This is a genomic window from Novipirellula methanifontis (assembly GCF_052161655.1).
Lineage (GTDB): Bacteria > Planctomycetota > Planctomycetia > Pirellulales > Pirellulaceae > Novipirellula.
Map to the genome: position 1 here is coordinate 6,675,923 of NZ_CP197418.1, position 14,245 is coordinate 6,690,167.

10 protein-coding genes are annotated in these 14,245 nt (G+C 54.2%); 7 read left to right on the forward strand and 3 right to left on the reverse strand.

The window, feature by feature from the left end:
• Positions 1-29: 29 nt before the first annotated feature.
• The 6 genes from SH528x_RS24100 (at position 30) to SH528x_RS24125 (ending at position 6,567) form a co-directional block, all read left to right on the forward strand.
• A complete protein-coding gene (locus tag SH528x_RS24100) occupies positions 30-1,670 on the forward strand; it encodes an acetolactate synthase large subunit (RefSeq protein WP_442506000.1) in 1,641 nt (546 codons plus the stop codon).
• 26 nt (positions 1,671-1,696) lie between these two features.
• Complete coding sequence (locus SH528x_RS24105; protein ID WP_442506001.1) at positions 1,697-3,127, forward strand: aldehyde dehydrogenase family protein; 1,431 nt, start codon at positions 1,697-1,699, stop codon at positions 3,125-3,127.
• 452 nt (positions 3,128-3,579) lie between these two features.
• Positions 3,580-4,515, forward strand: a complete 936-nt coding sequence (locus SH528x_RS24110; RefSeq protein WP_442506002.1) for a halocarboxylic acid dehydrogenase DehI family protein — start codon at positions 3,580-3,582, stop codon at positions 4,513-4,515.
• Complete coding sequence (locus SH528x_RS24115) at positions 4,512-5,378, forward strand: alpha/beta fold hydrolase (protein WP_442506003.1); 867 nt, start codon at positions 4,512-4,514, stop codon at positions 5,376-5,378. Before SH528x_RS24110 ends, SH528x_RS24115 begins: the two co-directional genes overlap by 4 nt.
• A gap of 257 nt (positions 5,379-5,635) precedes the next feature.
• Entirely contained in the window at positions 5,636-6,070 is a 435-nt protein-coding gene (locus tag SH528x_RS24120) for an Hsp20/alpha crystallin family protein (protein ID WP_442506004.1), read from the forward strand.
• A 104-nt stretch (positions 6,071-6,174) separates the two neighbouring features.
• Positions 6,175-6,567 carry an Hsp20/alpha crystallin family protein gene (locus SH528x_RS24125; RefSeq protein ID WP_442506005.1) on the forward strand — a complete coding sequence of 131 codons (393 nt, stop codon included), beginning with the start codon at positions 6,175-6,177 and terminating at the stop codon, positions 6,565-6,567.
• Between the two features lie 196 nt (positions 6,568-6,763).
• Here the strand turns inward: SH528x_RS24125 and SH528x_RS24130 are convergent, their stop codons facing one another.
• The gene (locus tag SH528x_RS24130) at positions 6,764-7,159 is read right to left on the reverse strand and encodes a hypothetical protein (protein WP_442506006.1); all 396 of its coding nucleotides are present in this window, start codon (positions 7,157-7,159) and stop codon (positions 6,764-6,766) included.
• Between the two features lie 151 nt (positions 7,160-7,310).
• Complete coding sequence (locus SH528x_RS24135) at positions 7,311-8,966, reverse strand: hypothetical protein (RefSeq protein WP_442506007.1); 1,656 nt, start codon at positions 8,964-8,966, stop codon at positions 7,311-7,313.
• 118 nt (positions 8,967-9,084) lie between these two features.
• Between SH528x_RS24135 and SH528x_RS24140 the strand changes: the two genes are divergently transcribed.
• Complete coding sequence (locus SH528x_RS24140) at positions 9,085-10,431, forward strand: outer membrane protein assembly factor BamB family protein (protein WP_442506008.1); 1,347 nt, start codon at positions 9,085-9,087, stop codon at positions 10,429-10,431.
• A 62-nt stretch (positions 10,432-10,493) separates the two neighbouring features.
• Here the strand turns inward: SH528x_RS24140 and SH528x_RS24145 are convergent, their stop codons facing one another.
• Positions 10,494-14,243: a PAS domain S-box protein gene (locus SH528x_RS24145; RefSeq protein WP_442506009.1), complete on the reverse strand. Its 3,750-nt coding sequence runs from the start codon at positions 14,241-14,243 to the stop codon at positions 10,494-10,496.
• Positions 14,244-14,245: the final 2 nt, after the last annotated feature.

Here is a 14,245-nt window from a genome sequence, read left to right on the forward strand (position 1 = left end):
CGACAACTCTGACATAGGTAGACACCGCCATGAAAGCCTCGGACCTTTTCATCAAAGCGTTGGAAAACGAAGGTGTCACGTTTGTGTTTGGGATACCCGGCGAAGAGAACCTCGATTTTCTCGATTCGCTTTCGCGTTCCAACATCAAGTTGATTCTAACGCGTCACGAACAAGCAGCAGGTTTTATGGCTGCGACCTACGGACGTTTGACGGGCAAAGCGGGTGTCTGTTTGTCGACACTCGGTCCCGGTGCGACCAATCTCGTCACCGCGGCAGCGTACGCTCAGCTCGGCGGTATGCCTATGATGATGATCACGGGCCAAAAACCTGTGAAACGAAGCAAGCAGGGTCAGTTCCAAATTGTCGACATCGTGGCGATGATGGAACCACTGACTAAGTACACGCGGCAATTGGTCAGCGGGTCCAACATCCCGTCGCGAGTCCGGGAAGCATTTCGCTTGGCACAGGAAGAGAAGCCCGGCGCGGTACACCTTGAGTTTCCCGAGGACATCGCCGAAGAGGAAACCAAAGAGCCGGTGATCGAGGCCAGTTTGGTCCGTCGTCCGATCGCCGAATCCAAATCGATCCTAGCCGCGGTCGACCGTTTGCAAAAAGCCAAACACCCGTTGTTGATTGTGGGTGGCGGTGCGAATCGCAAATTGACTTGCAACATGCTGCGGAACTTTGTTGACAAGTTCGGCATTCCCTTTGTCACGACACAGATGGGCAAAGGGGTGGTCGATGAACGTGGCCCGCTGTTTCTTGGCAATGCGGCATTGTCAGGCGGCGACTTTGTCCATCGCGCGATCGACGCTGCCGATTTGATTGTCAACATTGGTCACGACGTCGTGGAAAAGCCGCCGTTTTTCATGCGGCCTGGTGGCGTCGAAGTCATCCATATGAACTTCTCGACGGCATCGGTCGACCCCGTTTATTTCCCGCAAGTCGAGGTGGTCGGCGATATCGCGAACAGTGTTTGGCAGATCAGCGAACTGCTTGAAAAACAAGATAGCTGGGATTTCTCGCGATTCATGGAGGTGCGAAAGCACGGTGAATTGCAGCTCGCCGAAGGAGCGGACGATGACCGATTTCCAATCTATCCTCAACGATTGGTGGCGGATGTTCGCAAGGCAGTCGAAGACGAAGGGATCATTGCACTGGACAACGGGGTCTACAAGATCTGGTTCGCACGCAATTACAAGGCCCACTCGCCGAACTCCGTGATGCTGGACAACGCACTCGCATCGATGGGGGCGGGTTTGCCGTCGGCGATGGCGGCCAAGTTAGTCCATCCTCAGCGGAGTGTGACAGCGGTTTGCGGCGACGGAGGCTTCATGATGAATTCGCAAGAATTAGAAACCGCCGTCCGATTGAATATGCACATTGTGGTCGTCATCCTCCGCGACAATGCGTATGGGATGATCAAGTGGAAACAGGCGAACATGGGGCTACGTGATTTCGGTTTGGATTATGGCAATCCCGACTTTGTCAAATACGCCCAAAGCTACGGAGCCGAAGGACATCGTGTGAATAGTGCTGCAGAGTTACTGCCCCTGCTACAAAAATGTCACGCCGAGCATGCCGTTCATGTGATTGAAGTCCCGGTTGATTACTCCGAGAATGATCAAATCCTGAACCACGACATCAAGCACCGCAGCGCCGCGATATAGCGTGCCGTTAACCCTCGAGAGATATCATGAAACGCAATTGGCCCTATTTTCTCGCCAACGAACCGCTGACTCCCAATACCGACTTGAAGGTGCTGGACAAGTATTCCGGTGAAATTGCAGCCGAAGTGGCGTTGGCGGATGCGGACGCGATTGACCGTGGCATCGCTGGCTGTGTCGAAGCCGCTGGCCCATTGGCGGCAATGCGTCCCTACGAGCGTCAAGACATTCTGAATCACTGTGTGAAACGATTCAGCGAACGATCCGATGAATTGGCGATGTCATTGTGCATCGAAGCGGGAAAACCGATCCGGGATGCTCGCGGCGAAGTCACTCGATTGATTGACACGTTTCGGATTGCTGCCGAGGAATCGGTCCGAATGAGCGGCGAGGTAATGAATCTGGAAATTTCGGCTCGTGCCGCCGGCTATCGTGGGATGTGGAAACGCGTTCCGATCGGGCCTTGCTCTTTCATCAGCCCCTTCAATTTCCCATTGAACCTTGCTGCCCACAAAGTCGCACCGGCCTTGGCGGTAGGATGTCCGTTCGTGTTGAAACCGGCGAGCCGCACGCCGCTCGGGGCACTGATTATTGGCGAAGTACTTGCCGAAACCGATCTCCCCAAAGGGACGTTTTCAATTCTGCCCTGTTCACGTGACGGAGCCGATTTGTTTACGACCGACGAGCGTCTGAAACTGCTCAGTTTCACCGGTTCGCCCGACGTTGGTTGGGCATTGAAATCGAAAGCCGGTAAAAAGAAAGTCGTGCTCGAACTCGGAGGCAACGCCGCCTGTATCGTCGACCGCGATGCTGATTTAGACGACGCGGTCAAACGTATTGTCTTTGGCGCGTTTTACCAGTCCGGGCAAAGTTGCATCGGCGTACAGCGGATTATCGTCCATGAAGACATTTATGACTCACTGCGTGATTCGCTGGTTGCGGCCACGAAGGCGTTGGTCGCTGGCGATCCCAAAGTCGAAGAGACGTTTATCGGGCCGATGATTTCGGAGAAGGAGGCCGAGCGACTCGAACGCTGGATCAACGAAGCGGTCGCAGCAGGCGGCAAACTGCTGTGCGGAGGCAAACGCGACGGTGCGATGCTGGACGCGACGTTACTGGAAAACGTGCCAGCGGATCAAACGCTTTGTACCGAAGAAGCGTTTGGACCGGCGGCCGTATTGAGTCGTTTTACCGATTTCAGCAAAGCCCTTGCGGAGGTGAACAACAGCAAGTTTGGTTTGCAAGCGGGAATCTTTACGCGTGATCTGTACAAGGCCCATCAAGCATGGGACACATTGGATGTTGGCGGCGTGGTCATCGGCGATGTGCCATCGTGGCGAGTCGACAACATGCCCTACGGTGGCGTCAAAGACAGCGGGCTGGGCCGCGAAGGCATCGTGTTCGCAATGGAGGACATGACCGAAATCCGCAATTTGGTCATCCGCACTCCGCCCAGCTAATCGCAATTGCTATCTACCGTGTCTTCCGCCAAGCCCCGCGCCGCCCTTTAAATCGAACGTGACTACGGATACGGCGCCCCACCTCCCTTCGTTCGCTCGGACGAAACGGTGCTGGATTAGCGGACCGCTTGGTCAACCAGTCCGCCGGATCACCGACTACGCTGCTTACTTTTGTGCCAGCGTGGGAAACAAGATCGCTGATCGAACTTGGCACCGGAGAACGCAATTCCGACACGCCGCAACAGCCCGTGACTGTGGCCTACGTCAACTGAAAAGCCTGCGTCAATTAAAAAGGGGGGGCAAACACCAACTGACCGGCGACTCCGCCCCGTCGTTCGCATCGCCCCTCTTAGCCACAAGGCTTCGAACGGCATGAGATTCGCAACCCATTGCCCTTCAAGAAAACATCCACTCAAAGCGAGTATTCGGAAATCTCATAGGGAGCGATTGTTGTGTTTGGATCGAAACAACCGAGCCCCGTTGCTGAGTACGCGGCGGATGGCGAAATCGAGCGGGTCTACCACGAGATACGGCAAATCTTACGTGTTCGAGGCATCAATCTGATCTTTCGCACGTGGGCCGGGCACCACGGGTTGCTGCCCATTTTATGGGATACAGTTCGTCCCAATGTCGAGACCCGGATCTTTGAAAATGGGGCCGATCAACTCCGTTCGGCGGCGGTGGAACTGGCGAAGTCGATCGGGGATCTGGATGCGAAACGGCGGACATCGATGGGGCAAAGCCAAGCGTTTCAAATCCACGCTGCCTTAAAACTCTACCACTACATCAATCCGAAGTTACTGCTGTTTGCGTCCGCAGTGCGGCAGGGACTCGATGGGGATCTATCCATCAAACCTTACTCGGCGACCGATGCCGTCGAGCGAATCGCATTCGGTGTCCCCGCTGAGATGGCGGCACTGGAAATGGAAGACGAGAAGCCTAGCTCGAAGGAGCTGCAAGCAATTTTCGATGACATTGTCGAAACGCTGTCACTCCGCTCGATCAACAGCGATTATCGCACCTTGGCTCTCTGGCCAAACTATCTCGATGCGGTGTGGCGTCAACTCAAACCCAAGATTCAAACCGCCACCTACGTTGCTGCCGCAGACCATTTGCGAGAACGTTCACGCAGCTTGGCGTCGGATCTGCCTTACCCGGTGCCGTTGTCACGAGCGAGGCTGGAAGGTGAAGGAATTGATTTTGATCAAACGCTGCAGAGCTGTGAGGCGTTCGAGCGACTGTTGCCCGGTTTGATCATTAACGTCGCACTGTGTCTGCGTGAGTGGCAACCCGATGACGAATCGTTGCAGTCGCCCTTTCCTGCGAAAGCAATTTACCCGAATCTGCGGAACGACGCGCGACCACAATCCACCGGAGGTGCAAAATGAACTGGCGTGATTTCCAAGCATTACAAAAGGTAACCGAATTGGGCGACCGCTTCGTCAGCTACGTCGACGAGGGCAGCGGCAACACCGCAGACCAAGATCCGGTGGTACTGCTACACGGCATACCGGTGTGGGGATATTTGTGGCACAAAGTGCTACCTGCTCTGGCCACCAACCATCGCACGTTAGTTCCGGATCTATTGGGATTTGGTTTCTCCGATCGACGTGACTGCTTTGACCGTTCGATCACTCGTCAAGCAGAGATGATTGACGGATGGATGGAGAAACTCGGGATCGCTCGAGCCGCTTTTGTCGCGCATGACATCGGCGGCGGAGTGGCACTGCGATTGGCAACCTTGTTCCCGCATCGGGTTTCGCGTCTGTGCGTGATGAACTGTGTCTGCTATGACTCGTGGCCGATCGAACTGATGCTGCAATTTGGACATCCAAGTGCTAAGAGTATCGCTTCCGCATCGACGACGATCGCGTCTTTGAACGTGGCACTTAAAAGCGGTTTTGCGAAGTCGCCTCCGGCCGACGTGATGGAAGGATTATTGGCCCCCTACCACACCGAAGTAGGCAAGTTGTCACTCATTCGCAGCGCCGCGGCACTGAACACCAACCAGACAACGGAGATTACGGACCGGTTGCACTGCATCGATGTACCGACGTTGGTGCTGTGGGGCGAAGATGACAAATTCCAATTGCTCAAGTTTGGGAAACGTTTGGCGAAAGACATTCCGGGGGCTCAATTTGTCCCCATTGTCGACGCTCGCCACTTTGTCATGCTCGATCAACCAGCGAAAGTCGTCGCACATCTGACGTCGTTCCTATCCGCGACAACCGCCGCAACGAATCCTGTTTAAAACGCTGAATCGCAGGAACTGAACGAAGCCTCAGCACCGCTAGAATCGACGTTGGATCTTAGTAGCGGTGCGGCGTGAATACGCAAAAGGGTGGGGTGGAGGCAGTCTTGTCTAATTCGATCACGGGCAAGCTTCCTATTGCACGTTTGGCACGCTCGTTGCTTTTCTATAGCTAACGAGCGGTTCGAGTGTCATTTTTGGCAGTCGATCAAACGAACACTCTGTTACATCACTCAGTTTTTTGGAGGCTAACAATTATGTTAAGTTCACATTGGCAACCGATGGCAGACGTGAATCGTCTTCGCAGCGAGCTGGATCGGTTATTCGGCCAAGTCGCCGGTGGAAACGGCACGTCTCGACGCGGAGCCTTCCCTCTGATGAATCTCTGGGAAGACGACAGCAGGCTGTACGTCGAGGCGGAATTGCCAGGCTTCGAAATGGAAGATCTAGAAATCTACGTCACCGGTGGCAACCAACTTTCGATCTCGGGCGAGCGAAAGCAGCCTGAACGCGAAGCGGGTGCATGGCATCGGCAAGAACGTGCATTTGGCAAATTCCGACGGACACTCGACTTGCCCGGCGACGTCGATAGCGACAAGGTCACCGCGAATTTCAGCAATGGCGTTCTCACGCTGACGATGCCCAAGAGCGAAGCAGCGAAACCTCGCCGCATCCAAGTCAACGCGAGCTAAGCGATTTGCTCGCTCCTTATCGTTCAGTGACGCGAGCAAGAACGAGCTCTTTTTCGCGGCACTAACCGTACCATTCTAAATATAACTCGTTCGGAGAAAATGTGATGAATACAACGATGAGCAATGCGGACAAGCAGTCGGGCGATAGCGTTAGTCCTGAGCAGACTTATCAATCGACCTACGTCCCACGCTTTGACATTTGGGAAGGCGAAGAGGAGCTGTTGCTCTACGGCGATTTGCCTGGCGTCAGCGTGGAGGATCTCGATATCCGATTTGAAAATCGCGAGTTGACGATCCACGGCAAAGTAGCCGCTCGGCACGAAGGCGAATTTCTGATCGGAGAATATGGCACCGGTGATTTCCATCGCACGTTTACGGTCGGTGAAAGCATTGATGCTGAAAAGATTTCGGCCGAGATGAAGCACGGCGTACTAACGCTGACGCTGCCTAAATCCGAGAAGGTCAAACCTCGCCGGATCAAGGTCCAAGCCAACTAAGCGGCCTGCAGAAAATGTGGAATTGGCTTCTAGCCTGTCATCAAACGAATCAAGCCTGTTGAAGTCCTCTTCAACAGGCTTTTCCAGTTAGCATGAAACGAGTCAATTTTGGGAGACATCTTCCAAGACGCTCATCGGAATTCAATGACAAAACCCGATGACAGGCTGGAAGCCTATCCCACTTAGTTCCACGCGACTATGGCGTGATCGCTTCGAAGAAGTTATAGATCGGACGTCCTGGGATGTAGACTTTCGGACGGACGACGACGGGTGACACCGCAACCGGTGCTGGCACTACCGGTGCAGCGTAGGCAGCTGGAATCGCGGGCGAGTACGACACCACCGGGGCGACCGATTGCGTCTCATAGAGCATCGGTCGTTGAACCACGACAGGTGACGTCATCACCGGCGCCGCTGCGACGGGATAAGCGTTCGTGTACGCGGGTCGAGCAACAACCACCGGTGCTGGGACAATCGGCGCGGGGGCAAAGGGCTGCACGACAGGACGATACAAAATCACGTCCTGAGAAAACGCACTTCCCGTTGCCAGAAAAACGCAGACCAGCGACAAGGCTAAAATTCGCGTGGGCATTTCTGAATACTCTCTGTAGAAGGATTGGATCACGCAATTTGCAAGCAAGCAAAACGCAGCTAATTGCAAAATTTGTGCCGTCTTGCGTTAAACCTTTGCCCCCTCCGGCAAATTTACACAGGCACGAAAGACTGCCAAATCGGCGGACTCGTCATTTCCCCGATTCCGGCGGATCGGTCGCAAGGGTGCCCTGGTCGCGAATTTTTTTGGTCCGTCCTTCGGCCCACATCTGTAACCCTCGGAGCCGCTGTTTGCCGCGTTCAAAGTATACCGGAGTCAGCGTTTCCCAGTGACGTGCATAGTTTTGTTCTCGCTCGATCCCCCAGTCATCACGTGGCGAAACGATTTTCAGCGTTTCGAGCTTGCCCATAATCTCGGCCGCAATCACCTGGTGTCCTGGAATGGTCGGGTGCACATGATCGAGCAATAGATTGTCGCCGGGGATTCCCCCGGTGCTGTGTGTTTCGAAGCGTTTACGCGCCGGCACCATCGGCGTTTGAGTGTCCCGTGCCGCTTGTTGAATGACATCCCGGATCGGGGTTACGATTCGCAGCGGGCAGATGTCTTCGTCGTTGGCAATTTGGAAGTGGTTTTTTGCTTGATCAAATTGTTTGTCGTCAAAGTACAGCAATGCCAACTGGTAGTGTAATCCTGCGTGCTGAGGATTGATGCCAACGGCAAGTTCGAGTTTTTTTATCGCTTGCCGTCGATCGTTCGAAAAAAGTTCACGAGCTTCGGCAACAAGTTGCTCGCAGCGACTTTTCTCAGTGTCGCTGATGCCCGCGGTATCCTCGCTTTTGAAAGGGGGACAATCTCGCAAGTTCACTGGAAGATCGACCAACAGGATCGGAACCGCGGCGGTATTCGCCATACGGATCATGCTTCGCAGATTATGGTCGAAGTGTTTTATCACCGACTGTTTCCATGCGGCATCACGATGATACGCAGCGAGCCCTCCTTGATAATCCAGCAGCGCATCCACTTCGGTCGTCAGCACGTCCAGGGGTACGTTGCGCTGGCCCTCTGGGTTGTCTTCTTCTGCGGTGGCGCGTCCGTCGGTGGCTGGGGCGACGAGTTGCTGAGCCCATTGGGAAACCCGCAGCCGACTCATACTTCCGTACGCATCAGCGACGCTGTCCGGTAGTTGCTTGATTCCGGCATACGAACGATCTTCCAGGAATTCGTTATGCCCGGTCGCCAGTACAATCAAATCGGGCTGATACCGCAGCATTTCTTCGAGAATGGGAACCAGCCGATAGCTCGCGTAGGAAACGCCGCCACAGTTGATCACCTCCCACTGCTTTGTCGGATCGGCGGCCTCCAGACTGAGTTCCAACCAAGTCGTGAAGGACGTTTCAGTCGAATACGGTCGGCCTTGAACCGTGGATCCTCCCAAACAAACGATCCGAAATTCGTTGGGCTGTTTCGTTACCGTGAACGATTCCGGTTGAAAGTACTCGAGCCGGTTGGCGGCCGTTATCCAGTTTTGACCATCGTCCGACGGAACGAATAAAGGTCGGATGGTTTGGAAATCCACAAACGGATCATGACGCTCGACTCGAGGATGCCAATCGACCAATCTCAGTGACAATTCCAATAGAATCACGGGAGCCAAGCCGACCAGAATCGCCATGACTGGAAACAGCCAGCGTCTTCGCCAGGTGACAGGTCGATGATTAGGGGGCACCTCATCGCTCATGGTTTGTAGACAAGCATCCAGCGGTGAACGAAACGAAACAAGTTTGGGCCTTCCATGATAGACCGTTTTGGCGTCGCCGCATCCCTCCGTAATCTGACGCTCAATCATTGGGGCGTTTGGGTTGCTCCTGATTCTGACGCCCGAACCAAAGAGTCGCTACAATCCGCATTGCTACAGTTGTTCTTCTAAACACAATTCAACTCGAAAAAATTAAACGGTACGTACGATGCAATTTTATCGTTCAGCAAGGATCCGCGGAGTGATCGTGTTTGCTTTGCTCCTGTTTCCGATCGCTGCAGTCGCGGGCGATCCATGGCCTCAGTTTCGCGGTCCCGACGCGAACGGCGTGGTGACCGATGCAGCCAATTTGCCAACCGAGTGGACCGCGAGCGAAAACGTTGCCTGGAAGACCGACATTCCAGGTCGAGGATGGTCATCACCGATTGTCTGGGGGAACCGAGTCTTTTTGACCACCGTCATCAACCACGGCGAAGGCGAAGAACCCAAGAAGGGACTGTATTTTGGTGGCAATCGCCCCGAACTTCCTGCTTCGGAACACGAGTGGGTCGTGATCTGCTTGGACTTAAACAGCGGCGGTGTGCTTTGGAAAAAACAGGTCCGCAAAGCGTCACCGAAAACCTCGATCCATCTAAAAAACAGCTATGCATCAGAGACCCCCGTTACCGATGGCAAACACGTGTACGTCATGTTTGGCGGGGTAGGTGTTTACTGCTTTGACATGGATGGCAACGAGGTGTGGATGCAAAACCTCGAGCCCCGCAAAACGCGATATGGTTGGGGGACGGCGGCGTCACCGGTTTTATTCGGCGATCGATTGTATGTGGTCAACGACAACGACGAAGAGTCTTACTTGATGGCATTGGACAAACGCACCGGCGAACAAGTCTGGCGTACACCACGTGACGAAAAGAGCAACTGGTCGACTCCATACATTTGGGAGAACAAAGTGCGTCGCGAGATCGTGACGCTTGGTTCCGGAAAAGTTCGCTCGTACGATTTGGATGGCAACTTACTGTGGTCGCTCACAGGCATGTCGAGCATCACGATTGCAACCCCTTACCAGTACAACGGATTGCTCTACATCAGTTCGGGGTATGTGGGTGACAGCGATCGTCCGCTGTACGCGATTCGTCCAGGAGCAAAGGCAGACATCTCACTCCAGGGGACTGAGACTTCGAACGAATCGATTGTCTGGAGTCAACCGACCGGAGCGCCGTACAATCCGACAACGATCGCGTATGATGGAATCGTGTACGTGTTATATGACCGTGGTTTGTTTGCCGCGTATGATGCAGCGGATGGCTCCGAAGTTTACTCAAAGGTTCGGATCCCCAACGGAGGCGAGTTCACATCGTCACCGTGGGCCTATGACGGCAAGATTTTTTGCATCAACGAAGACGGCGTGACGTCGGTAATCAAGGCCGGCAAAGAATTCGCGTTATTGGGTAGTAACCCGCTATCCGACGACGACATGGCGATGGCGACGCCCGCGATCTCAGGCGACCGATTGCTAATCCGCACCGCCTCGCGAATCTACTGCATCCAAAAGTAGGATCGCCCTCGCGATTGGCTCCCTTGGATATCAAACCACAACAAAAGTCTTGGCGACTTTCGTTACGTTATTTTGGCGTTGTGCGCGGCAAGTTTGGGATGCGAGAACACGCCTTTAATCTGGGTCACTGATGGCGGTTTGACGAGATGCAGGTCAAAGCCGGCAGCACGCGAGTTTTTGCGATCCTCTTCTTGACCATAACCGGTTAAGGCAATGAGTAAAACATCGTCAAATTCGGGTTGTCTGCGTATTTCTCGTGCGACTTGGTGGCCGTCCATGCCGGGCAGCCCGATGTCGAGAAAAACTACTTGCGGCCGAAAATCATTGATCCGTGCTAACAGGGTAGGGCCGTCGGATGCGGTTTCGACTTCGTGATCTCCCACCTTCATGAGCAAAGCCTTCAACAACCATGCTGCCGATCGATTATCATCCACGACGCTAATCCGACACGTTGCTACCAGAGCATCGTCGCAAAGTTGCGTCTCGGTTTCGCTGCCGGCCTCGACAAGCGGTAGATGAACAACGAACGTACTACCATGGCCCAGTCCGTCACTATGGGCGGAAACCGATCCGGAGTGCATTTCGACGAGCCGCTGCACGAGTGTCAAACCAATTCCCAACCCGCCTTGGGATCGATCGAGTGACCGCGACGACTGAGTGAACAAGTCAAACACTTGCGGCAAAAGCTCTTTCTCGATTCCCACTCCGGTATCTCGCACCGTGATCACGGCCATCTCCTCGTGACGCTCGATGGTCAAGTCAATCTTGCCTCCGGAATCCATATACTTCGATGCGTTGGTCAACAAGTTTTCGATCACTTGGACTATTCGCACGGGATCAACGTTGACGTACAGTGGCTCCGTGGCCACATGAACGGTCAAGGTTTGCTGCCGGCTTTCGACGGTGGATTGGACCGCATGCACCGATCGTCTGACAAGATCCGCCAGCTTGACTGTTTCCTTGCGAAGTTCAACTTTGCCTCGCATGATCCGTGAGACGTCCAACAAATCGTCGACCAATCGCACGACATGTTCCACTTGATCCTGCATCAATTCAACGATCTCGCGATGGCCGCCAGAGTCCATGGCTAACAGATCAAGTCCGCTGCGAATCGGCGCGAGCGGATTTCGCAGTTCATGTGCCAGCATAGCAAGAAATTCGTCTTTGCGGCGGTCGGCCTCGCGAACCTGTTGATATAGCAGCGCGTTCTGTATCGCAATGGCCGCCCGGTGGGCAAGATCGGCGGCCATCGTTAAGTCCGATTGGCTATAGCGGCGCCCCGATTCGGCACCCACAAAAGTAACGACACCCAATACGCTCTCTTTAACTCGCAGAGGCACGCACATGTAGGACGTCAAGGAAAGTTGACGCAGCATCACTAAGTGCTCATCGTCCTGCGCAGCATCTTCCAACAACGAGTCCGGAATCTCTGACGCCAGCTCGGCCTCGCCCGTGCGAAGCACTTTCATCAATCCGTACTCGGCATCAGGGAGGGGTGGATAACGTCGATGCAGCTCCTCGGCCAGCGCAATCTTAGTGGGATCCACGTGCGCCACCGCTAAACGTTGCACCGATCCATCGGCCTCGAGCATGTCAACGGTACACCAGTCGGCAAAATCGGGAACCGACAGACTCGCGATTTTCTGTAGTGTCGACTTGTAATCGATTAGCGTCGACAACGACTTACTGGACTCGGCCAAAAACCGGAGTGTATGTTCCAACTGCTTGCGTTCGGTAATATCCGAACAGATGCCAATCATACGAATCGGATTGCCTGCATCGTCTCGAAAAAGACGCCCTCGAGACTCGAGCCAATGAACGCTTCCATCGGGCCATACAATTCGATACTCGAGATGATGCAAATGTCCTTGCTGAACCGTGTTTTGGATCGCGGTCAGAACACGATCCCGATCGTCGGGATAAATATCGCGCTGGAAAGCCTCAAAAGAACCGTCGAAACTTCCTTCGGCGACTCCATGGATTTTTTCCAAGGTCGATGACCAAATCACAGTGGCACTAGGTATTTTCCACTCCCAACTGCCCATTCGTCCTGCATCCATTGCGAGCCGCAGCCGCTCTTCGCTGTCCACAAGTTCCTGTTTACTAAGAAGAAGTCTATTCTCGGCATGATACCGTTCGAGAAACTGAACCAACTGCGAAACCACCGTCCCCAGCATCTCGATCAGATCTTCATCACGAGCTCGCACCTCGCGGCTATACAACTCGATAACGCCAAAGAACGCATCGTCCATGCCAACGGGATAGGCCAGCGCGGCATGCAAACCGTCCTGGTTGATGAATTGCTTGTGATCCAACCGATCATCCGCGGCGATATCCGAAATCCATAACGGTTGCCCGCTTTGCCACACGTGTCCGGCGAGTCCATTGCCACGTTGGCAGGTCAGCTGAGACGAATCGTCATACTCCGCTGCGTGATCGGATTCAGACGAATACCAAGCGTGGCTAAGTTGCAGTTGATCTTGATTCGGTCCGGTGCTCCAAAAACGCACCGCATCCCAATACAATCCGGCTCCGAGCACCGCCAAAATTTCCTTGATCGCTTGCGCCGCGTCCTTTTCGTCCGCAATCACTTGAGTTGCGGCCATCCGCGTGTTACGCCGCAATTCGGCCGCTTTTTGTTTTGAGACATCGCGGTCGATTGCCGATGCGCCTACCACATTCATCTCGCTATCGAGAATCGGCGAGATACGAATCGCGACAGGAACGGGTTGACCATTTTTTCGCATGCGAATCGATTCAAAGGGTTCCACTCGTTCCCCAAGTTCGACGCGACGAAGTGTTTCCAGGAACTCCGCTCTTCCTGACTCCGGTACGATTCGGGACAATACCGATTGCCCCACCATTTCCTCTGCAGAGAAACCGAACAACCTCTCTGCTCCGGCATTCCAGTCGGTAACCACGCCCGAGAAAGTCAAACCCAGGATCGCATCATCCGACGAATCAACCAACGCAACCAATCGTCCCTGTTCGATCTCAGCCGCACGTCGCTCGGAAACATCGCGAAACACGAGTACCACGCCTGAAATGTGGCCCTCTCGATCTTGGATCGGAGCTGCACTGTCATCAATCGGTCGTTCGCTTGAGTCTTTACTGATCAAGACGCTATGGTTGGCAAGTCCCACAATCGTCCGCTGACGCAGGGCGAGTGATGCCGGGTTCTCTTGAGGTTGGCGTGTCGCTTCATCCACAATCTGGAACACGGTCTCTACGGACTGGCCCACCGCTTCGTCTTGCTGCCAACCGGTCAACCTCTCTGCGATCGGGTTCAAAAACGTGACCAACCCTTCGGTGTCTGAGACGATTACACCGTCACCGATACTCGCCAACGTGACTCGCAGAGACTCGCGTTGCGCCATCAACTCGTGCTGCAACTGCTTACGTCGCTGCATCTCGTCATTCAAATCAGTGATTTTCTTACTTAACACTGCAAACTGAGTTGTCGATTCATCGCGTGGCACCAATTTGATCATCAGTTGAGTGTTGCTGCGATCGGGATCATGATGCAACAGAGCCCCATCACAGCGAAACGCCACCTCTTCGCCTTGCAGCGTGTTGAACGTTAAAACGCCCACGATCGGATCACGATTACGTGCACAGTCACGAAGATAGTTGTTCACTTCGCTTTCAGCAGTGGACGCCAATTCCGTGAGCCGGCAGCCCGTAATCGGAGAAGCTGAAATTTGAAAGCGGAGAAATTGCCGATTGGCGGCCAGCACGATTCCATCGCGTGAGACCAGCAATGCCGCTTCGGAGAAGCGATTGGCAAGATTAGCAAATTCTTCGGGTGACATGT